The organism is Caballeronia novacaledonica, from assembly GCF_900258035.1.
GTDB classification, from domain to species: Bacteria; Pseudomonadota; Gammaproteobacteria; order Burkholderiales; family Burkholderiaceae; genus Caballeronia; species Caballeronia novacaledonica.
Window position 1 is genome coordinate 24432 of record NZ_OGTP01000034.1, and the last position, 19554, is coordinate 43985.

21 protein-coding genes and 2 tRNA genes are annotated in these 19554 nt (G+C 63.7%); 8 read left to right on the top strand and 15 right to left on the bottom strand.

The annotated features are described in order from the left end of the window. Position 1: 1 nt before the first annotated feature. The 9 genes from NOV72_RS32475 to NOV72_RS29575 all read right to left on the bottom strand — a co-directional run bounded on the left by NOV72_RS32475 (position 2) and on the right by NOV72_RS29575 (position 6296). Complete coding sequence (locus tag NOV72_RS32475; protein WP_181291190.1) at positions 2-538, bottom strand: PAAR domain-containing protein; 537 nt, start codon at positions 536-538, stop codon at positions 2-4. Positions 539-1628: 1090 nt separating this feature from the next. Then, a tRNA-His gene (locus NOV72_RS29540) sits at positions 1629-1704 on the bottom strand. 118 nt (positions 1705-1822) lie between these two features. After that, positions 1823-2827, bottom strand: a complete 1005-nt coding sequence (gene dusA / locus NOV72_RS29545; RefSeq protein WP_106858064.1) for a tRNA dihydrouridine(20/20a) synthase DusA — start codon at positions 2825-2827, stop codon at positions 1823-1825. Between the two features lie 116 nt (positions 2828-2943). Next, on the bottom strand, positions 2944-4053 hold the full coding sequence (locus tag NOV72_RS29550) for an enoyl-CoA hydratase/isomerase family protein (protein WP_106858065.1): 1110 nt from the start codon (positions 4051-4053) through the stop codon (positions 2944-2946). Then, complete coding sequence (locus NOV72_RS29555) at positions 4050-4745, bottom strand: TetR/AcrR family transcriptional regulator (RefSeq protein WP_245933207.1); 696 nt, start codon at positions 4743-4745, stop codon at positions 4050-4052. The genes NOV72_RS29550 and NOV72_RS29555 overlap by 4 nt, the downstream gene beginning before the upstream one ends. Before the next feature lie 49 nt (positions 4746-4794). Next, positions 4795-4977, bottom strand: a complete 183-nt coding sequence (locus NOV72_RS29560; RefSeq protein WP_106858067.1) for a hypothetical protein — start codon at positions 4975-4977, stop codon at positions 4795-4797. Positions 4978-5204: 227 nt separating this feature from the next. Continuing rightward, positions 5205-5489, bottom strand: coding sequence for a DUF1488 family protein (locus NOV72_RS29565; RefSeq protein WP_106858089.1), 285 nt, complete (start codon positions 5487-5489; stop codon positions 5205-5207). 187 nt (positions 5490-5676) lie between these two features. Beyond that, entirely contained in the window at positions 5677-6030 is a 354-nt protein-coding gene (locus NOV72_RS29570; RefSeq protein WP_245933210.1) for a hypothetical protein, read from the bottom strand. Further along, on the bottom strand, positions 6030-6296 hold the full coding sequence (locus NOV72_RS29575; RefSeq protein ID WP_106858069.1) for a hypothetical protein: 267 nt from the start codon (positions 6294-6296) through the stop codon (positions 6030-6032). Before NOV72_RS29575 ends, NOV72_RS29570 begins: the two co-directional genes overlap by 1 nt. 292 nt (positions 6297-6588) lie before the next feature. Here NOV72_RS29575 and NOV72_RS29580 point away from each other — a divergent pair, with 292 nt between their 5' ends. After that, a complete protein-coding gene (locus NOV72_RS29580) occupies positions 6589-6927 on the top strand; it encodes a hypothetical protein (RefSeq protein WP_106858070.1) in 339 nt (112 codons plus the stop codon). A 21-nt stretch (positions 6928-6948) separates the two neighbouring features. Here the strand turns inward: NOV72_RS29580 and NOV72_RS29585 are convergent, their stop codons facing one another. The 3 genes from NOV72_RS29585 to NOV72_RS29595 all read right to left on the bottom strand — a co-directional run bounded on the left by NOV72_RS29585 (position 6949) and on the right by NOV72_RS29595 (position 8062). Beyond that, positions 6949-7287, bottom strand: a complete 339-nt coding sequence (locus NOV72_RS29585) for a DMT family transporter (protein WP_106858071.1) — start codon at positions 7285-7287, stop codon at positions 6949-6951. A 5-nt stretch (positions 7288-7292) separates the two neighbouring features. After that, positions 7293-7790, bottom strand: coding sequence for a heme-degrading domain-containing protein (locus NOV72_RS29590; protein ID WP_106858090.1), 498 nt, complete (start codon positions 7788-7790; stop codon positions 7293-7295). A 195-nt stretch (positions 7791-7985) separates the two neighbouring features. Beyond that, positions 7986-8062 (bottom strand) — tRNA-Met (locus NOV72_RS29595). Positions 8063-8202: 140 nt separating this feature from the next. Between NOV72_RS29595 and NOV72_RS29600 the strand changes: the two genes are divergently transcribed. The 3 genes from NOV72_RS29600 to NOV72_RS29610 all read left to right on the top strand — a co-directional run bounded on the left by NOV72_RS29600 (position 8203) and on the right by NOV72_RS29610 (position 9460). Beyond that, a complete protein-coding gene (locus NOV72_RS29600) occupies positions 8203-8583 on the top strand; it encodes a DUF2946 domain-containing protein (RefSeq protein WP_106858072.1) in 381 nt (126 codons plus the stop codon). Between the two features lie 75 nt (positions 8584-8658). Then, a complete protein-coding gene (gene copC, locus NOV72_RS29605) occupies positions 8659-9021 on the top strand; it encodes a copper homeostasis periplasmic binding protein CopC (protein ID WP_106858073.1) in 363 nt (120 codons plus the stop codon). 7 nt (positions 9022-9028) lie between these two features. Further along, on the top strand, positions 9029-9460 hold the full coding sequence (locus NOV72_RS29610) for a copper chaperone PCu(A)C (protein ID WP_106858074.1): 432 nt from the start codon (positions 9029-9031) through the stop codon (positions 9458-9460). 70 nt (positions 9461-9530) lie between these two features. On the opposite strand, the gene NOV72_RS29615 is transcribed toward NOV72_RS29610, so the two are convergent. Next, complete coding sequence (locus NOV72_RS29615) at positions 9531-12086, bottom strand: penicillin-binding protein 1A (protein ID WP_106858075.1); 2556 nt, start codon at positions 12084-12086, stop codon at positions 9531-9533. 490 nt (positions 12087-12576) lie between these two features. Here NOV72_RS29615 and NOV72_RS29620 point away from each other — a divergent pair, with 490 nt between their 5' ends. The 3 genes from NOV72_RS29620 (at position 12577) to NOV72_RS29630 (ending at position 15221) form a co-directional block, all read left to right on the top strand. Then, positions 12577-12969: a plasmid mobilization protein gene (locus NOV72_RS29620; RefSeq protein WP_106858076.1), complete on the top strand. Its 393-nt coding sequence runs from the start codon at positions 12577-12579 to the stop codon at positions 12967-12969. 211 nt (positions 12970-13180) lie between these two features. Further along, positions 13181-13861 (top strand): PspA/IM30 family protein, encoded by a 681-nt coding sequence (locus NOV72_RS29625; protein WP_106858091.1) that lies wholly within the window; start codon positions 13181-13183, stop codon positions 13859-13861. 148 nt (positions 13862-14009) lie between these two features. Beyond that, positions 14010-15221, top strand: a complete 1212-nt coding sequence (locus tag NOV72_RS29630; RefSeq protein ID WP_106858077.1) for a tetratricopeptide repeat protein — start codon at positions 14010-14012, stop codon at positions 15219-15221. A gap of 83 nt (positions 15222-15304) precedes the next feature. Here the strand turns inward: NOV72_RS29630 and NOV72_RS33030 are convergent, their stop codons facing one another. Both NOV72_RS33030 and glgX read right to left on the bottom strand, forming a co-directional pair. Then, on the bottom strand, positions 15305-15427 hold the full coding sequence (locus NOV72_RS33030; protein ID WP_281261827.1) for a hypothetical protein: 123 nt from the start codon (positions 15425-15427) through the stop codon (positions 15305-15307). A 153-nt stretch (positions 15428-15580) separates the two neighbouring features. Next, positions 15581-17791 carry a glycogen debranching protein GlgX gene (gene glgX / locus NOV72_RS29635; RefSeq protein ID WP_106858078.1) on the bottom strand — a complete coding sequence of 737 codons (2211 nt, stop codon included), beginning with the start codon at positions 17789-17791 and terminating at the stop codon, positions 15581-15583. Positions 17792-18026: 235 nt separating this feature from the next. On the opposite strand from glgX, the gene NOV72_RS29640 reads away from it, so the two are divergent. Further along, positions 18027-19412: a DUF2252 domain-containing protein gene (locus NOV72_RS29640; RefSeq protein ID WP_106858079.1), complete on the top strand. Its 1386-nt coding sequence runs from the start codon at positions 18027-18029 to the stop codon at positions 19410-19412. The last annotated feature ends 142 nt before the right edge of the window (positions 19413-19554 follow it).

The window sequence follows — 19554 nt, forward strand, 5'->3', positions numbered from 1 at the left end:
TTCAATTCCCGTCGGCTTTGACAAGGGCGTCGTCGCCCCAATACACGGTGTAGTTGTCGGCACTTTCGCCTGAGATAATGCGCGGCAGCGCCCCGCCAGAGTCGATGCGGCCCGAGGTCGTGCGACCGTCCGCCATTTCGATGAAATACGGGTAGCCGTGAGATACACCTGCGGCGCGTACCTGCTCGTCGTAGACATCGCCAGCATTCGCATGACGAGACGTGAACTCCGAACGCGTTCCGTAGCCATACTCCTGTCGTTGTGTAGATACCCCTTCAAAGACGATTCCTGAAAAGCTCGCTCCCACTCGGTTCTTGCCGCATGGACATTCGACGCTGTCACCTTCCATGACCATAGCGCGCCCATTGACTATCGCGCCGTGTCGCGATCCTCGGATTGAATACTTGCCCGGACATTCACCGCAAGTTGCATCATCACCATCGAGAGCAACATTCCTTCCGTCGGCGGGAAAACCAGACCCGAAAACCCGGCCTCCGGTTGTCGTAGAATCGCCGTCTCGTACCGCTGCGTTAAACATTGAATCTCCTTGCTTCGCTGACGTTCAACATTGCGTCGTGTCCTTCTGACCGCTGTATCACGACGAGCGAAACGTAAAGGGGATTTTTTTCAAGAGGTATGCGGAGAAACGTTTAGGTCGAAAGAACACCGATAAACGACCAGAATTCCAAATGAGGACTTCGCTAAATTGAGTCTGCGGAATTGGGGTGTTTGTTTGTAGCACTCACGTTTTGTCAATTGGCAGGAGCGAACCGCACGACGCGCGCGGGCGGCGCATGAAACTGACTTTGCTTGCGGTCCTATCGCCCTACGACGTGCAGCGCCGTCGCAAGGCAAGCGGCGGCGCCCGCAGGTCGGAACCCGCCAAGCGTCCGAGCGCAAGCGCGCCCGCACGTGAAGCGTTGGAGGACGACGACCTTGCCTTCTGACTCCACCGGGCCGCCCAACGTCGCGAACGGTGGCGCCCTGCTCGATTCGAACGGCTAGCCGGATGCGACCGCGAACTGCGGCGCTGGCTCAACACTTATCGGCGTCATGACGAAACGCGCGGTCAAGCCCTTGTCCGCTTGCTCGAAGCGACCGCGCCGCGCGGGAGGCCGACCGATGGGCGCAAGTACGCCGTTCGACGTGGCACAATTGGCCGCGCATCGCGCGCATTTGCTGGCGCGGGGCTACCGGTGCTATCGCGTTTTTTCCTGTCGCTGCAACTTCGGAAAATAATTGCCCGCCATCGGCGGCGCGAGAAAGCATGGGCGCGGTACTTGCGGCTACTGCTGACCGGATCCGCCATGCGACCGCGCTTTTCGACTGCCGACAACGTAACAGACGCGAGAATGATCCGCCGCATGCATAACCAGATTCGGCATAGTTCGCGGACTAGTAACACCGGGCCGCGACTGCGTTCTGCCGAGATTCGCGAACCGGACGGCAGCGGAGTACTCATCACGGCGCACTACGTGGTTCGATACGAAAAACCATCGTAAGGAAATGAGCGGCGGCACGCGAGTACGCACGCATCGGACCGACTGCAAAAGGCGAAAAACGCTTACACGGACTCCACAAAGCAAAAAGCCCAGTCGAATGACTGGGCTTTTTGCATGAATTCTCGGTGGGGTGGCTGATGGGACTCGAACCCACGACGACAGGAATCACAATCCTGGACTCTACCAACTGAGCTACAGCCACCACTGTTACCGCGACCCTGACTGCTTCAGAACTACCGCAGCAATCAAGAAGCGAGATTATACGAACAATGATTGCGCTTGCCTAGTACCTCCGAGCATCTTTTTCCGAAGTTCGCGCCTCAGGACTCGATTGCTTCCACGGCCTCGCGAAGATGGGTCCGCGCCTCGTCGAAGATCGTCAGGTCGCCTTTCGCGAGCCGGCGACTGTCGGACAACACGCGACGCCATCCGCGCGCGCCCGCGACGCCGCGATACAGCCCCAGCGCATGCCGCGTCACGGCGCCGAGATACGTGCCGCGCGAAAGTTCGTGACGCGCGTAGTCGATGAGCTCCGCCTCGATATCCTCGCGCGACGGCACCGGCGTAGCGGCGCCGTAGAAGCGCGTATCGACGCCCGCGAGCACATACGGATTGTGATAGGCCTCGCGGCCGAGCATCACGCCATCGACGTGTTTCAGATGCTCTTCGGCTTCGTCGAGCGTCTTGATGCCGCCGTTGATCGAAATCTCCAGATGCGGAAAATCGCGCTTCAGCCGGTACGCGTACTCGTACTTGAGCGGCGGGATCTCGCGGTTCTCCTTCGGGCTCAGTCCTTTGAGGATCGCGTTGCGCGCGTGCACGATGAACACCTCGCAGCCCGCATCGGCGACCGTGCCGACGAAATCGCGCACGAACTCGTACTCCTCGACCGTATCCACGCCGATCCGGTGCTTGACGGTCACCGGAATCGAGACGGCATCGCGCATGGCCTTCACGCAATCCGCGACGAGCTGCGGCTCCTTCATCAGACACGCGCCGAATGCGCCGCGTTGCACGCGTTCGGAAGGACATCCGCAATTCAGGTTGATCTCGTCGTAGCCCCATTGTTCGCCGAGCTTCGCGCTTTTTGCGAGATCGGCCGGCTCGCTGCCGCCGAGTTGCAGCGCGACAGGCGCTTCGGCGGGCGTGAACGCGAGATGCCGCGCGACATCGCCGTAAAGCAGCGCGCCGGTCGTCACCATTTCCGTGTAAAGCCACGTATGACGCGACACGAGCCGGTGCAGGGAACGGCAATGACGATCCGTCCAGTCCATCATCGGTGCGACGGAAATGCGGCGGGGGCTGATCTTCGATACGGCTGACATGGGCGACGACGGCCACGCTCTCGCGCGAACCGATTGAATCTGAAGGGGAATCCGCAATTTTACCGCAGTGCGGCGGATCGAACGAAAGCGGCCCACGCGGGCCGCTCTTCCGAGCATCAATCCTTCAGCAGTCGCAGCGGATGCGCCGCGGGCGTCCACGCGCTCTCGAACATGCGGTCGACATGGGCGGCGTTCACTTCCTCGGCGCGCGCGATCTTCCAGCGCGGCTCGTTGTCCTTGTCGACGATGCGCGCCCGAATACCCTCCAGCACGTCGCCGCGCTCGAACATCGTGCGCGTGAGATCGAGATCGCGGCGCAGCGTCTCGGCCATCGTCGAAAACTTCGCGCGATCGACCTGCTGCAACGCCACGTCGACCGAAAGCGGCGAGCGCTCGCGCAACTCGGCGGCCGTGCGCTTTGCCCAATCGTTGCCGATGTCCGCCTCGCGTTCGAGCGACGCGAGAATCGAAGCGCCGTTGCCCGCCGCGAAGTGCTTGTCGATCATCGTGCGCGCGCCGGCCAGTTCGCTTCGCTCGGGAATCGGCGCGACCTTGTACTTCGTCGTCTCGTTCTGAACGAAGCGCACGATCTCCACGCCGTCGAGAAAGCGCTGATGTCTCAACGATTCGACGAGTCCCGGCAGCGCGCCGTCGTCGAGATAGGCGTCGGCCATGCGGGCGTAGAGCGCGTCGGCGGCGGCGAGGCTCGCGCCCGTCGCCGCGAGATAGCGGCCGATCGCGCCCGGCGCGCGCGCGAGGAACCAGCTCACGCCGACATCGGGAAAGAGGCCGATACGCGTCTCGGGCATCGCCATTCTGGTCGATTGCGTGACGATGCGCAGGCCGCCCGTGTGATGCGCGCCCTGCGAGATGCCCATGCCGCCGCCCATCACGACGCCATTCACGACCGCGACATACGGCTTCGGGAACGTGAAGATCGCGTGGTTGAGCTTGTATTCGTCGGTGAAAAACGCGTCGATCGCGTCGCGCGCGCCCGCCTGCGCCGACTCGTACAGAAAGCGGATGTCGCCGCCCGCGCAGAAGGCCCGCACGTGCGGGCTATAGACCACGACGGCGCGGATCGCCTGATCGTGGCGCCAGGCGCGCAATGCCTCGCTGATCGCGCGCAGCATCGGCGGCGTCAACGCGTTGAGTGCCTTCGGACGATCGAGCGCAATGAAGCCGATGCCGTTGGCGGTGTCGATACGGATATCTTCGGTGGTCATCGTGTTGAAGTGTCGGATCGATCCGGTCCGCTGAATCGAAGTTCAGTTCCTTTGACCGGCGCGAACCAGGCATCGAGCGACAGCTCGACGAGCATCGCGGCCGGCGTCTCGGGCAGCGCCGCGCCATTCAGCTTGAGCGCGACGATGCCATGAAGATTCGCCCACAGCCCTTCGGCGCACGCAACCGGCGCGGCGCGCGACGGCAGCCGGTCGGCCGCGCGCAGCTCGACGAACGCATCCGCAATCAGCGAAAGCGTCGCCGCACCGGACTCCGCCGCGCGGCCGTTGCCGTTGTCGTCGACACCGGCGGCTGCTTCGGCGGAACTCGCGGGCTCCATGAACATCAGCCGATACGTCTCGGGCTCGGCCAGCCCGAATTCGACATACGCGCGCCCCATCGCGTTCAGACGCGCGGCCGGGTCCGCGATCGACGTATGCGCGAGGAATGCGTCGCGCAGACTCGCGTGTCCTTCGCGGCGCAATGCCCGCGCGATATCGCCACGGCTCTTGAAGTGAAGATAGAGCGCGGCGGGCGAATAGTCGATCGCCTCGGCGAGCTTTCTCATCGACAGCGACGCGAACCCTTCGCGCTTCACGATCTCGCGCGAGACCTCGAGTATGCGCTCTCGCAGCGCCTGGCGCTGCTCGCGTCTTTGCTCGGTGCGCCGCTCTTGCGGTCCCATGCGAGGCATTGTCGGCACCGCCTCTTTCGAAGTCAAATCGCTGCGCGCCCGCGTGCGTTCAGATGATCATCTTGCCGTCGTCGTTGCGGCGCGACGCCGCCCGATAGAGCGGCTCGTCCGAGTCGCTCAGCACGACCGACGCGAACACGATGCACAACGCAAGAATCAGCACACCAACGGCTGCCCAGATGAGCCATAGCGCATTGGACTCGACAAGTGAGTGAAGAAAGGAATGAAGCATGACGACCCCGTGCGATTTTTATATTTGATGCCCAATGAAAAGCGCAAGCCAATGAGCAAGTTATGTGCCGAGCGAATCGCGTCGCGTGCGGCCAATGGAGCGATGGTACTCCGTTGCGCGATCGCGCGGAAGGCGCCGCACCGTTTTCGCCATCGATAAAGACGAGCGCGCGATGGAGGTCTTACATCGCGCCGTGTAAGAGAAGACGATGCATACGCGTCGCGGCGTCAGACCGTGACGCGCCCCGGCGGAAAGTGTCCGCTCTTGAGAAGCACCGGCATGCCGTTGGTTACGCGCAGATGCTCGCGCGCCACGGCTTCGATGCGTGTGCGGCCCGCATCGAACGCATCGATCCAGCCGGCGGTGTCGTAGGTTTGCGCGCCGAAGTGATCTTCCAGCGCTTCGACCGATATGGCGCACGGCACGCGCCGGCCATCGACGATCGCGGCGAACTCGACGGTCAGATTGGCATCGCGGTAATCGGGCGCTTCCGGGAGGAATCGAATGTCCATGATTGTCTCGTTGCTGATGCGTGGCGCCCGGCCGGGAAAGCAAAAGGCGGGCGCCGACGCGAAGACGTTCAAGCGCTTCATCGCTTCATTCGATGCGAATGCGTTGGCTGCGCCGCCAACGATCGCACGAATCGATTCGGCGACTATGGTACCCGCGCTCGCGCCGCGCGGTCCAGCGCTGCGCCCTTCACGCGGCGAGAACGCTTTCGTCGACATCCACGACGAGCAGCGAGCTTGCCAGAGGATCCGCATAGTTGAAGTCGAGCAGCCGGCTCATCTCGCGCACGCGATCGCACACGCGTTGCCGCGCTTGCTCCGACAGATGCGGATAGTCGCGCAGCACCTGCGCGTCGAACCGATAGTGCACACCCCACGCAATATTGCCGGGATGGTTCGCCACGCCGCCCGTGCGCCAGCTCACGAAAAGCGCGGGCGTCGCGTCGAGACCGATCTCCGCGACATCCGCGCCGCTCGGAAAAAGATCGATCAGGCAGATCGCGACGTCGTACAGCACGGTGTGCCGGAGATGAACGGGACGCATCACGTGGATTGCAGCAATCGGTCGATGTACTCGCGCGCGGCCTGCTCCACATGCGCGAGCGCTTCGCCTTCGGTCGCAAAGCGCCGCTCGGGTCCGAGATCGACGAGCGCCTCGAAACGATGCGCGTCGTCCGGACCGCCGCGCGCGAGACTGACCGAACCGACGTAGATCGGCGCGTCGCCCGCGTGTTCGCCGTGGGCCTGCACGAGCCGCGCCGAAGCGCTGATGTAATACCCTCGATATGGCCCCGTGACTCTTTCCGCCATGGCTTGATCTCCCTTGTTCTTGGCGTGAATGCCGTTTGAGCAATTCCAACCGAAACTTGAGATAGTTAAGGTGCGCGATCCGGAAAATAGTTCATCGGACGCGCGCATCCAATCGTTTATTCGCAAGCAACGCGCCCGCGCGAATGTCGCCCTTCCGGAGTACTCCGCGACGATAACAACCGCTTACGAGTCGCGTAAGCCGCGTATGGGACAATGCACATCTCAAAAATGCGCCCTCGCCGCTGATCCAAGGCTTGCGGCGCATATCGCCATTCGCTCTCACGAGGTAAAGATGAAGGAAGCTGGCCGGCGCATGCGCCGTATCTCCGCTCGCGTCGCACTTGGCGCGGCTGTCGTCGCGATCGCGGGTCTCGGCGCGTGCGCGTCGTCGAATGAAGCGTCGCTCATCAATTTGCCCGATGGACAGACGGGTTACGCCGTCAATTGCAGCGGCGCGGACGCCGGATCGAGCTGGGCGAGCTGCTACGTGCTCGCCGGCAAGAAATGCGGCGCGACGGGTTACGACATCGTTTCGAAGGACAACGAGGAAGGCGGACCAACCGGCGGCGGCATCACGAACGTGATCTCCGCGAACGTCAAGAACCGCTCGATGATCGTGCGCTGCAAGTAAGCGCGCACGCGTGAGGGCGTGTCAGTGCGCGCTCATCTTCGAGAACACGTTGAGCACCACGACGCCCGCGACGATGAGGCCCATGCCGAGCATGGCGGGCAGATCGGGCGTCTGCTTGAAGAGCAGCGCCGCGACGATGGTGATGAGCACGATGCCCGCGCCCGACCACACGGCATACACGACGCCGACGGGCAACGCGCGCAGCGTCAGCGACAGCAGATAGAACGACACGCCGTATCCGGCCACGACGATGGCCGCGGGCAGCGCGCGCGTGAAGCCATCGGAGGCGCGCAGCGCGGAGGTCGCGACGACTTCGGCAACGATCGCGATGGCGAGAAGCACGTAAGCGGTTGAGCGCATGTCGGTCAGTCGCGTCCGAGCGAAAGATTGCCGAAGTTTTCGCCGAGCACGGCGCACAGCGCTTCGACGACCATCTGATGATCTTCGCGCTGCGGAAGTCCCGACACCGCAACCGAGCCGATCACGCCCGCGCCCGATACGCGCAACGGAAATGCGCCGCCGTGCGCGGCGAACTCGGCGGGATCGAGTGCGTACTTGTCGGCGAGCGTCGCGCCGGCCTGCTGCAGCGTGAGTCCGATTGCATACGAACTGCGGCGAAAATGCTCGACGGTGCGCGACTTGCGCTCGACCCAGCGCGCGTTGTCGGGCGATGTGTTGTCCATCGCGGCGTAGAAGAGCTTGCGCCCGAACGTGCGCACATCGATGACGACGGCCGCGTCGCGTGCGAGCGCCATCTCGCGCAGTTGCGAGCCGATCTGCCACGCGTGCTCGGCGTGAAACTGCGGGAAGACGAGCGTGTGTTCCTGATGCGCGATGGCCTGCAAAACGTGTGGGATGTCCATGAGCGAGGCGTCCTTCTTGCGTGCGTGGAATGGACTTGCGATTTTGACATGCGCGAGTGAAGTCGCCATGTGCGGGTCGGTCGCGGACTGGTTCGATTGCGACTTGGGTTCGCGCAGTAGACGTGTTGCGATGCGTGCGCGGAAATGCAAAAAGCCCGGCTTGACCGGGCTTTTCTGCTTGATGCTGGACGGTGTTGGTTGCGGGGGTAGGATTTGAACCTACGACCTTCGGGTTATGAGCCCGACGAGCTGCCAGACTGCTCCACCCCGCGTCCGTCGAAGAAAAGATTATAAGTCCTCCCTTACTTTACCGCAACACCCTCTTTGCTTTTAGCGAAGAAAAAGTCAAAACACGCGTGGCATAATCGTCCGCTCAACATGGTCTAGGTATCGATAACGGATCCAACGCGACATGCATCACTTGCGTCGAGGCATCATCGGGAAGATAAGCGGGCTCGCGGCGATATGCGCGATCCTGCTGCTCTCGCTCGCGCCCGTCGCATCGCAGGCGTTCGAACATGCGCGCATCGAAGCGCTGCTCGCGTCCGTGTGCGCAGCCGATGCGCAGGCATCGCGCGATACGCATCCGCCGAAGCACGACGCCATCGGCCATCTTGACGCGTGCGCGTATTGCGATCTCATCGCGCACGCGCCTACGCCGCCCATCTCGCTCGATCGAGCGTTCTCCGCGTTTGCGCCACGCGAGATATTCATCGTCGCTCCGCAGACGGATGCGCCTCGCCGCGCACTGCTCAACGCCGCGCAACCGCGCGCCCCGCCCGCCTTCGCCTGATTCACGCTCCTGCGCGTTTCGCACACACCAATATCGCTCGAAGCGCCAACGGCTTCGAGCACGCAAGGAACCCTCATGCTTTCATCATCGATCAAGCGCGGCGCGCTCGCGCTGGCGTTCTTGGGCGCAACGCAGCTCGCGCTCGCCCATGCATTGCCCAAGGTGCAACAGCCCGGCCCCGGCGCGACCGTCAGCGCGCCGCATGAAGTCTCGATCGACTTCAGCGAAGCGCTCGAACCCACTTTCAGCAAGCTCATCGTCACCAATGCGCAGGGCACGCAGATCAACACGGCGAAATCCACCGTCGATGCCAGCGACAAGAAGCACATGAGCGCCGCGCTTCCCGATCTCGCGCCGGGCGTCTACAAGGTGCAATGGACCGCGGTCGCAGCGGATGGGCATCGGACGCAAGGCCACTACAACTTCACCGTCAAGTGAGAACACAATGAAAAGAATCGCCGTACTCGTGGGCACGCTCGCCTGCGCATCGCTCGCACAGGCCGCATCGCTCGAAGCCCGCGATTGCTGGATTCGAGCGATGCCGCCGAATCTGCCGTCATCGGGCTATTTCACCGTCGCCAACAACGGCGACAAGCCCGTAACGATCACGGCCGCAGAGACGCCCGCCTTCGGCATGGCCATGATGCACAAGTCCGAGAGCAAGAACGGCACCGCGACGATGTCGCCCGTCGATTCCGTCGACGTCCCCGCGCACGGCACGCTCAGCTTCGCGCCGACGGGCTATCACCTGATGCTCGAAGAACCCGGCAAGCCGCTCAAGGTCGGCTCGACCATTCCCCTCACCCTTTCCTTCGCGGACAAATCCAAACTCGCGGTGAACTGCGAAGTGAAATCGCCAGCGACCGTCGGCCACTGAGTTCACCAAACGCAAAGCGCGCCGGGTTTGAAGCCCGGCGCGCTTTTTCTAACGACCATGCAGCGTCAACTCACGGCCTGCTGAACATGTCCATGATCTGCTTGCGTTCGTCGGTCGTGACTTGCGGCGCGGGCGGCGCCTGCATGCCCGCCGGTCCTACACCGCCCATCGTGGTCGCATCGCCCGCCATCGGGTTCGTGTTGTCCAGTCCGATGCTCGCGACGAATCCCGTGCCCGGCGTGCGGTCGGCGTAGAACAATTCGCCGTCGACGGTCGTGATGCCATCCGGCTTCGCCATCTGCTCCTGCGGAATGCCGCGCAGCGCGCGTCCCATGTACTCGACCCAGATCGGCAACGCGAGTTGCGCGCCAAACTCGCGGCTGCCGAGCGTCTTGGGCTGGTCGTAGCCCATCCACGCGACCGCGACGAGCTGCTTCTGATAGCCGGCGAACCAGCCATCCTTCGCGTCGTTGGTCGTGCCGGTCTTGCCTTGCAGGTCGTTGCGCTTCAGAACGTTGGTGCCCGAACCCGTGCCCTGCGTCGCGACCGTGTGCAGCAGACTGTTCATGATGTACGCATTGCGCGCCTCGAGCGTCTGCGGCGCGTTGCTGCCCGCCACGAGCGGATTCGCGCGCGAGATCACGGTGCCGCGCGCATCGGCGACATCGGCGATGAGGTACGGATTGATGCGATAGCCACCGTTCGCGAACACCGAATAGGCGCCGCTCAGTTGCAAAGGCGTGACGAGCCCCGCGCCGAGCGCGAGCGGCAGATAAGGCGGCGTCTTGTCCTTGTCGAAGCCGAACTTCTGTGTGACGAAGTCCTGCGCGTAGCCCGTGCCGATATACGACAGAATGCGGATCGACACCAGGTTCTTCGACTTCTGCAGGCCGGTGCGCATCGACATCGGGCCGTCGGGCTGGTCGTCGTCCTTCGGCTCCCATGCGTCGCCGCCGCCCGCCGCGGGGAAGAAGAGCGGCGCATCGTTGATGATGGTCGCCGGTCCGAGGCCCTTGTCGAGCGCCGCCGAATAGATGAAGGGCTTGAAGCTCGAACCCGGCTGACGCCAGGCCTGCGTGACGTGATTGAACTTGTTCTTGTTGAAGTCGAAGCCGCCGATGAGCGCGCGGATCGCGCCGTCCTGCGGCGTCATCGACACGAGCGCGCCTTCGACCTGCGGAAGCTGCGTGATCTGCCAGTTGCCCTTGTCGTCCCTCGTCATGCGCACGATGGAACCCGGCTTGATCGCGAGCGCCTTCGACGCGTTGCTGCGCAGTCCCGCCGCCACGAAGCGCAGGCCGTCGCCCGCGATGGTCGCCGTATCGCCGCCGACGAACTGCGCCGTCACCTGCTTCGGGCTCGCGTTCGTCACGACCGCCGCGACGAGTTCGCCGTTGTCCGGATGATCGACGAGCGCGTCTTCGATCGCCTCGGCGCGGTCGTCCGCGCTGGCCGGCAGATTGATGTTGCCCTCCGGCCCGCGATAGCCATGCCGGCGCTCGTAATCCATCACGCCCTTGCGCACGGCCTTATATGCGGCGTCCTGATCGGCGGAGTCGATGGTCGTCGTCACCGTGAGGCCGCGCGTATAGGTTTCTTCCTTGTACTGCGCGTACATCAGTTGTCGCACCATTTCCGCGACGTATTCCGCATGCACCTTGTACTCGGTGCCCGCGGACTTCGTGTGGATTTCTTCGGCGATGGCCTGATCGTACTGCTCGCGCGTGATGAAGTTCAGGTCCAGCATGCGCTTCAGAATGTATTGCTGACGCACCTTCGCGCGCTTCGGATTGACGACCGGGTTATACGCCGACGGCGCTTTCGGCAGGCCCGCGAGCATCGCCGCTTCGGCGAGCGAGATGTCCTTCAGGTCCTTGCCGAAGTACACGCGCGCCGCAGCCGAAAAGCCGTAGGCGCGCTCGCCGAGATAAATCTGGTTCATGTACAACTCGAGGATCTGATCCTTCGTCAGCGCCTTTTCGATCTTGTATGCGAGCAGCATCTCGTAAATCTTGCGCGTGTAGGTCTTTTCGCTCGACAGGAAAAAGTTGCGCGCGACCTGCATCGTGATCGTGCTCGCGCCCTGCGATGCGCCGCCGTGCGTCAGATCGGTCACGCCCGCCCGCAGAATGCCGATGAAGTCGACGCCGCCGTGATCGTAGAAGCGGTAGTCCTCGATCGCGAGGACGGCCTTCTTCATCTGGTCGGGAATATCCTGGAAGCGCACGAGGCTGCGCCGCTCCTCGCCGAACTCGCCGATCAGCACGTGATCGGCGGTGTAGACGCGCAACGGCACCTTCGGCCGGTAGTCGATGAGCGCATTGAGCGACGGCAGATTCGGCGCCATGACGACGAGCGCATAGCCGACGATGAGCGCGCCGACCACCACGCCGATCGCCGCGAGGCCCGCGAGCCAGAGCGCGATGCGCGCCATGGGCGAACGGCCTCGCCCGCGGCCGTTGCGATCGTTACGGTCATTGCGGCCGTTGCGGCCGTTTCCGCCGTTGCGTCCACCGCCGTCGCGGCCGCCCGAGTCATGGCGTGAGTCGTTGCGAGAGTCGTTCCAGCGCGGTTCGCGATCGTATCGCGAGGAATTGGATGAGTCGGGTCGTTTGATGATAGGCATGACTGGGTTCGTTCGGCGCGCCGTGAAGCGCGCGCGCTGCCGTGCTTCGATGCGATGCGCCGAAGCACGGCGCTACTGCAAAGACGGGACGAGCGATATATGGCCCGGTTTCGACCGAGGGTAACAGCGCATTTTAAAGAATTCGCACGCACCGCTACAAAAGCGGCCGGATTTTTTTGTAAGTAAATGCCCGCGCGCCGCAAGAATGCGGGTGTATGTTGAGTTACCCACAGAAAGTGTTGAGAGCCTTGTGGACAACCCTATGAGAAAATATCCAAGTGGTTGATCGCGCGCCGTTTTTACGCAACGCTCAACGCGTGTGATGCGAGGGGGTTCACACGCACGGCCGCGCGCAAACCGATATGATGGTTGAATGATTCGCAGGTTCCCCGAAATGTCCCGGGCGGGCCTGCCGTAACGATGTCGCGCCGTTTGATGAACCGAAGCCCCGATCGTCCCCTACGATCGCCTTACTGTTTGCGAGCCGCTCATGACGACCAAACCCAGCGAACGCATCGTTGTTTTCGTGACTCCCGCGCAGAAGCTGGCCATCAGCAAGACAGCGGATACCCTCGGCATCAGCGTGAGCGAGCTCATGCGGCGCGCCGTGCTCAACTTCAACGCGACGAGCGAGCAGATCAAGGTGGCAGGCATCGTCGATCGTCTGCGCGCGCCTAAAGCGCCCGATCCGCTCAACGCGGCGCTGAAAAGCGTCGCCGAGAAAGCCGCCGCGCGCGAAGCCCGGGCAGCGGCGGCGAGCGCGACCAAACGGGCCGCGCAGGCGCGGATCGCTTCGCAAGCGCAATCTGAAGAAGAAATCGAGCCCGACACGGATCAGGGCGACGACGCCTCGCTGACGGACGACACGCGCTCCGAGCGCTAGCGCGTTCGTCGCTTGATCGACATGGCGCATCGTTACACTCCTTAACCTTCCGTTAAGTCCCGATTAAGTCACGGCATGATCTAATGGGCGGGTAAACCCGGCGTGAAAGTGTTACCCGCCCGACGCTTGCAATCCCGCGCGTTGCGCCTCACATTCGAGCCGCGTGGCACGCAGGCAAGCGCACGCCGCCGTCTTCATCCAGGAGAAATACATGTCGCTTTTCGATTCCATCACGCGCACGGTCAAAGGCCTCTTGAACGACGCCGCCGACACCATGCAGGACCCTTCGCGCGACGCACGCCAGATCGTGCGCGAGCTCGACGACAGCATCGCGAAGGCGGAGAACTCGCTCATCGAGATCGAAGCGCAGGTCGCGACGCAGCAAAGCAAGCGAGACGCCGCCGCCGACAAGGCGAAGAAGTACGAAGACGGCGCGAAGCGCGCGCTGCAGTCCGGCGATGAAGGTCTCGCGCGCGAAGCGCTCGCCGCGCAGTCGAATGCCGAAACCGAACGCGACGCGCTCGCGGCGGAACTGCAGACGCTGGTGCCTTCGGTCGACCTGCTGAAGAAGCAGATCGCGGACATGCGCCAGCGCCGCAACGATCTCAACGCGCGCTCCAACATCCTTCAGGCCAAGCAGCAGATCGCGCAGGCGAAGGACACCGCGGCGACGGCGCTGGGCGGCATCGGCGGAAAAAATCTTTCCGAGGACTTTCAGAAACTCGAAGACAAGGTGCAACTCTCCAACGCCCGCTCGGACGCGCGTCTGAACTCGGCGGACCAGAAATCCGGCAAGGCGCTCGACGACAAACTCGCCGCGCTCAATCGCGGGCCTTCGGTCGAGGATCGTCTCGAAGCGCTGAAGAAGCAGTTGAATACGCCGGCGCAATAAGTGCTGGCATCAGAAAGGCGGCGGCGCGCGGCGAACTCCTGGGTGCGTCGCGCGTCGCAGGAATATGCGTCACCTTGAGTATCACGACTTGCATCACCCGTTCGCAGCATCGAAAGGAGACGGACGTTCATCGCGTCCGGCCCGCATCATGAAAAAGACTCTGACGGCTCTGGCGTTGTCGCTGTCGCTCGCTTCTCCGCTCGCGTTCGCCGTGCCGACCGCGCAGCAGGTCGAGCAGTCGATGACGCAGGGCAACTGGCAACAGGCCGACTCCCAGTTGAGCGAAGTGCTCGACGCGCATCCGAAAAACGCGCACGCGCACTATCTGTACGCGCAGGTGCTCGACCGCGAGGGCCGCTACAGCGATGCGCTTTCGCAACTGCAACAGGCGAAATCGCTCGATCCTTCGCTGAGCTTCACGGACCCGTCGCGCTTCGCCGCCACGCAAGCCCGCATTCAGGCCGATGCGACCCGCGCGAGCATCTCGCCGCGCTCGAACAACGGCACGGCCACATCGAACGCGCAGAATCCGTTCAATCAGGATCAGGCCGCCGCCGCGCCGCAAAAGCACGGCATCGGCATGGGCGCGTGGATCGGCTTGGCGCTCCTGATCGCGGCGATCGCGCTCGTGCTGCGCTGGGGCTTGCGCCGTGCGCGCGCACGCGACGACGGTCAGGCCGAGAACGACCGCCGCTCGCAGATCAAGCGCGCGACCGAATTGCTCAACGACGTGCGCACGCTCAAGCTCGACGTGCGGCTCTCCACCGCGCCGGGCCACGAGGCGCTCTTGCGCGATGTCGAAGGCGCGGAGACGCAATTGCGCGAGATGGTCGAGTCGCTGTCGAACTCGAAGAATCCCGTGCCGCCGTATGCGATCGACGATCTGGCGAATCAGGTCGCGAGTCTGAAGGCCCGCGCCGAAGGCAGGCCCGATCCCAACGCCGCCGGCAACGCCCAGGCGGGCGCGCCGAACGGCTCGCCGTATGCGCAGGAAGCCGAGCGTTTCGGCCGCGGCCAGCAGCAGTATCCGCAGCAGGGGCCCTATCCGCCGTATCCGCCGCAGCAAGGGCAACAGCCGCCTGTCATCATTCAGCAAGGCGGCGGCGGGTTTGGCGGCGGCATGGGCGGACTGCTCACCGGCGTGTTGCTGGGCGAAGCGCTGTCGCATGGGCGCGATCGCGTGATCGAGCGCGAAGTGCCCGTCGATCGCCCGTCGCAGAACGACAACGGTGGTCTCGATTTCGGCAACAACAACGGCGGCGGCCTCGACTTCGGCAACGGCTCGAATGACTGGAACGACGGCGGCGGCGGAGGCGGTCTCGACCTCGGCAGCAACGACGACGGCTGGCGCGATTCCTGACTAAGCCTGTCACGCACGCATGATTCGAAGGCCCCGTTCGTTTGCGCGGGGCCTTTTTCGTTGCAATGTGAACGGTCAGCGCATCAGCCACCGCCGCCGAGAAAGCGCAGCAGACCCCACAAAAACTTGAAGAAGCCGACGATGAACTCCCAGATGCGTTCGAGCTGATCCCAGCTCGCGACGTGCAGAATGGCGCGCAGGATCATGCCGTCGGCGCCGCGCGGGCTTCGATGAGCGCGCGTTCATGTGTGAATGAAACAGGCATCGTGGAAAAAAGAAGGCGGCTCGCGCCGCCTTCCGTCGCTATCGCAAAAATCGCATGATACCCGGTCGCGCAGGGCGTCCCGTCGATGGGCGCGTCAGCCCTCCGCTTTCTTCTCGTCGCTTTCGGGCGGCGCTTCGTCCGTCAGCGCTTCTTCCAGCCGTTTGAAAATCCGCTTCGTCGCGCCGCGCGGCTGAAGCGCGAACAACAGCAGCGAACGGCCCGTCACCTGATAGACGTCATCCGAGCCGAATTCGGGCAATTCCTCGCGGATCGGCGCGTTCGTGTCGATCAGACAAATCCACTCGTCCGGGCCCGGAATATCGGGCAGCGTGAAATCGACCACGTCGTGATACGCGTTCACGATCAGCAAAAGCGTCGCGTCCGATGCCGGTTTGCGGATGCCCGTCGCCTGCGCGCGGCCGTCGAAGACGAGTCCGAAGCAGCGCATGTTCGGATCGTCCCATTGCTCCTGCGTGAGCTCGTCGCCGGTCGTGCCGAGCCATCTGACGTCCGCGACCTGCAAGTCCTCGTTGTACTCGCCCGTGAGGAAGCGCTGGCGCCGCAGGACGGGCAGCGTGTGACGCAGCGTCGTGAGTTTGCGCACGAATTCGGTGAGCGCGCGGCCATCGTCGTCGATGTCCCAGTTCACCCAGCTGATGTCGTCGTCCTGACAATACGCGTTGTTGTTGCCCTCCTGCGTGCGGCCGAACTCGTCGCCCGCGAGCAGCATCGGCGTGCCTTGCGAGAACAGGAGCGTCGCGAGCAGGTTGCGCTTCTGGCGCTCGCGCAGCGCGCGGATTTCCGCGTCGTCGGTCGGGCCTTCGGCGCCGCAGTTCCACGACTTGTTGTCCGAATGGCCGTCCTTGTTGTCTTCGCCGTTCGCCTCGTTGTGCTTGTCGTTGTACGACACGAGATCGTTCAGCGTGAAGCCGTCGTGCGCGGTGATGAAGTTGACGCTCGCCCACGGCCTGCGTCCGCGCTTGTTGAACTTGTCGCCCGATGCGGTGATGCGCGTCGCGAGTTCCGGCGACACGCCTTCGTCGCCCTTCCAGAACTCGCGCACCGTGTCGCGATAGCGATCGTTCCATTCCGCCCAGCCCGGCGGAAAGCCGCCGACCTGATAGCCGCCCGGCCCGCAATCCCACGGCTCCGCGATGAGCTTGACGCTCGACAGAATCGGATCCTGACGGCAACTGTCGAGAAAGCCGCCGCCTTCGTCGAAGCCGTACGGCTCGCGGCCGAGAATCGTCGCGAGGTCGAAGCGGAAGCCGTCGACGTTCATCTCCGTCACCCAGTAGCGCAGGCTGTCGGTGACCATCTGCAGCACGCGCGGATGCGAGAGATTGAGCGTGTTGCCCGTGCCGGTATCGTTGATGTAATAACGCGATTCTTCCGGCATCAGCCGGTAGTACGACGCGTTGTCGATGCCGCGGAACGACAGCGTCGGGCCGCGCTCGTTGCCTTCGGCGGTGTGGTTGTACACGACGTCGAGAATCACTTCGAGGCCGGCTTCATGCAGCCGGTCGACCATCTCCTTGAACTCGGCGACGGCGCCCGGCCCGCGCGCGAAATAGCGCGGATCGGCGGCGAAAAAGCCGATCGTGTTATAGCCCCAGTAGTTCGTGAGGCCCTTGTCGAGCAGGTAACTGTCGTTGACGAACGCGTGGATCGGCAGCAGTTCCACCGACGTCACGCCGAGACTCTTGATGTACTCGACCACGTCCTTCTGCCCGAGTCCTTCGAAGGTGCCGCGCATGTGCTCCGGAATCGCCGGATGCCGCTTCGTGTAGCCGCGCACGTGCGTCTCGTAGAAGATCGTGTGTTCCCACGGCACGCGCACGCGCGTCGCGTGGGTCCAGGTGAAATTCTGATCGACGACCTGGCACTTCTGCATGAAAGGCGCGCTGTCGCGTTCGTCGAAGGTGAGATCGTCGCCTTCGGCGTTGAGCGTGTAGCCGAACAAGGCCGGATCCCATTTCAGCGTGCCGACGTGGGCCTTCGCGTAAGGATCGAGCAGCAGCTTGTTCGGATTGAAGCGATGTCCGGCTTCCGGTTCGTAAGGGCCGTGTACGCGATAACCGTAGACCGTGCCGGGTTCGAGGCCGTGCACATAGACGTGCCAGACTTCGTCGGTGTATTCGGGCAGCTCGATGCGCTGCGTTTCCTGCTCGCCCTTCTCGTCGAAGAGACACAACTCGACCTTGGTCGCGTTCGCGGAAAATAGCGCGAAATTGACGCCCTTCCCGTCCCAGGTCGCGCCGAGCGGAAACGGGGAGCCTTCGGCAATGCGGAGTTCGTTCGGCATGAGATGATGTTCGAATGGTTGACGCGCGGTGCGTCGGGATCGCGCGGTGGCATGGCGGGGCTTCAGCGGATCGTAAGGAGCATTTAACGTGCCCGCTTGATGCTTCGGCGCGCGGTTTGCTTCAGGCCGCTCGCGACCGCTGAACGCTCGCGTTCGCAGCGCGCCGCGTGTAAAACGTTCCGCCGGGTGCGCCAAATTTCTGGCGCGCCGGTACAACGCCGAAGGAGAACACACTTTGTCCACCCGCCCCGCTCCCTCCGCAGCGAATTCCACGATCAACGGCACGGCCGAAGAAAGCCGCGTGACGGGCCGCGCGCTGCGCGACGCCGTTCCGTTCGAGGCCCACGGCGCGTGGTCGCCCGAGCCGGACCGGCCCGATCCCGTGGAGCGCGTGCTCGCGGGCAATGCGGGCCGGCAGGAGCGGCTCGTTCCGTTGCGCATGCAGCGCATGGCCGAATCGCCGTTCGCGTTCCTGCGCGGCTCCGCGACCGTGATGGCGTGGGATCTGGCGAAGTCGCCGTCGATCGGGCACAACGTGATCATCGACGGCGACGCGCATATCAATAATTTCGGCCTCTTTCGCACGCCGCGCCAGGATGTCGTGTTCGATCTGAACGACTTCGACGAAACGCTCGTCGGTCCGTGGGAATGGGATCTGAAACGGCTGACTGCGAGCATCAATGTCGCGGCGCGCGAGAACGGCGTCGACGCCGGCGGGCGCGAGCGCGCGGTGCGCTCGGCATGCGCCGCGTATCGCACGACGATGGCGGGCCTCTGGCAAGTGAGCCCCTACGATCTCTGGCAAATGCGCTCCTACGCGAGCGCGCTGCACATGGACGCCCCGACGAAGCTCGACGCCGACGAGAAAGCGACCATCGAAAAGACCGTCGAGCGCGCAATGAAGCGCTCGCACGCGACGATGCTCGCGAAAGTGGCGGAACCGGTCGGCAAGAGCTATCGCTTCAAGGCCGATCCGCCGATCCTCACCGCGCTCGACGCCGCCGAAAAAAATCATGTGATCGATGGCCTGAAGGCGTATCTGCAGACCATCGCGGGCGAATGGCGCATGATGCTGGAGCGCTACGACGTCGCGGATGTCGCGCATCGGGTCGTCGGCGTGGGCAGTGTCGGCACGCGCGCGTATCTCGTGCTGATGCTCGGCCGCGCGCTCGGCGACCCGCTTTTTCTTCAGGTGAAGGAAGGCATCGTGCCCGCGGCCGCGCCCTTCGTGCCGCCGCTCGACGAGCCTTACCGGCATCAGGGACGGCGCGTCGTGCATGGCCAGCGGCTCATGCAAAGCTCGTCGGACGCGCTGCTCGGCTGGACCACCATCTCCGGCCGCGATTTCTACGTGCGGCAGATGAAGCAGATTCGCGGCTCGATTCCCGTCGACTGGCTGCACGGCGCCACCTTCGATTTTTATGCGTGGTGTCTCGGCCTGCTTCTCGGCCGCGCCCACGCGCGCACGGGCGACGCCGCGCTCATCGCGGGCTATTGCGGCAACTCGGATCGCCTCGACGCGGCCTACGCGAGTTGGGCCGAACGCTACGGCGCGCAGACGGTCGCCGATCATGCCGCCTTCTGCGCGGCGATCAGCGTCGGCCGCGTGCCGGCCGCCTGAACGTCTGGCGCGCGATTGTCGGCGCGCGGGCGGTCCGCAGTCGAATTGACTATCATTGACGCTGTCCGCAGTGAAACGCACCTCGCCGTGCGTTTCGCGGACGTCTCAATGGCATAGCCCTTGCTGCCGCTCTGGCCATACA

Bases quoted from the DNA above. Each gene is read 5' to 3' on its own strand.
- NOV72_RS29550 (WP_106858065.1), bottom strand. From the start codon at position 4,053: ATGACCACCGAAGATATCCGTATCGACACCGCCAACGGCATCGGCTTC.
- NOV72_RS29620 (WP_106858076.1), top strand. From the start codon at position 12,577: ATGACGACCAAACCCAGCGAACGCATCGTTGTTTTCGTGACTCCCGCG.
- NOV72_RS29590 (WP_106858090.1), bottom strand. From the start codon at position 7,790: ATGGACATCCCACACGTTTTGCAGGCCATCGCGCATCAGGAACACACG.
- NOV72_RS29615 (WP_106858075.1), bottom strand. From the start codon at position 12,086: ATGCCTATCATCAAACGACCCGACTCATCCAATTCCTCGCGATACGAT.
- glgX (WP_106858078.1), bottom strand. From the start codon at position 17,791: ATGCCGAACGAACTCCGCATTGCCGAAGGCTCCCCGTTTCCGCTCGGC.
- NOV72_RS32475 (WP_181291190.1), bottom strand. From the start codon at position 538: ATGTTTAACGCAGCGGTACGAGACGGCGATTCTACGACAACCGGAGGC.
- NOV72_RS29630 (WP_106858077.1), top strand. From the start codon at position 14,010: ATGAAAAAGACTCTGACGGCTCTGGCGTTGTCGCTGTCGCTCGCTTCT.
- NOV72_RS29600 (WP_106858072.1), top strand. From the start codon at position 8,203: ATGCATCACTTGCGTCGAGGCATCATCGGGAAGATAAGCGGGCTCGCG.
- NOV72_RS29625 (WP_106858091.1), top strand. From the start codon at position 13,181: ATGTCGCTTTTCGATTCCATCACGCGCACGGTCAAAGGCCTCTTGAAC.
- NOV72_RS29560 (WP_106858067.1), bottom strand. From the start codon at position 4,977: ATGCTTCATTCCTTTCTTCACTCACTTGTCGAGTCCAATGCGCTATGG.
- copC (WP_106858073.1), top strand. From the start codon at position 8,659: ATGCTTTCATCATCGATCAAGCGCGGCGCGCTCGCGCTGGCGTTCTTG.
- dusA (WP_106858064.1), bottom strand. From the start codon at position 2,827: ATGTCAGCCGTATCGAAGATCAGCCCCCGCCGCATTTCCGTCGCACCG.
- NOV72_RS33030 (WP_281261827.1), bottom strand. From the start codon at position 15,427: ATGATCCTGCGCGCCATTCTGCACGTCGCGAGCTGGGATCAGCTCGAA.
- NOV72_RS29570 (WP_245933210.1), bottom strand. From the start codon at position 6,030: ATGCGTCCCGTTCATCTCCGGCACACCGTGCTGTACGACGTCGCGATC.
- NOV72_RS29585 (WP_106858071.1), bottom strand. From the start codon at position 7,287: ATGCGCTCAACCGCTTACGTGCTTCTCGCCATCGCGATCGTTGCCGAA.
- NOV72_RS29610 (WP_106858074.1), top strand. From the start codon at position 9,029: ATGAAAAGAATCGCCGTACTCGTGGGCACGCTCGCCTGCGCATCGCTC.
- NOV72_RS29575 (WP_106858069.1), bottom strand. From the start codon at position 6,296: ATGGCGGAAAGAGTCACGGGGCCATATCGAGGGTATTACATCAGCGCT.
- NOV72_RS29565 (WP_106858089.1), bottom strand. From the start codon at position 5,489: ATGGACATTCGATTCCTCCCGGAAGCGCCCGATTACCGCGATGCCAAT.
- NOV72_RS29580 (WP_106858070.1), top strand. From the start codon at position 6,589: ATGAAGGAAGCTGGCCGGCGCATGCGCCGTATCTCCGCTCGCGTCGCA.
- NOV72_RS29555 (WP_245933207.1), bottom strand. From the start codon at position 4,745: ATGCCTCGCATGGGACCGCAAGAGCGGCGCACCGAGCAAAGACGCGAG.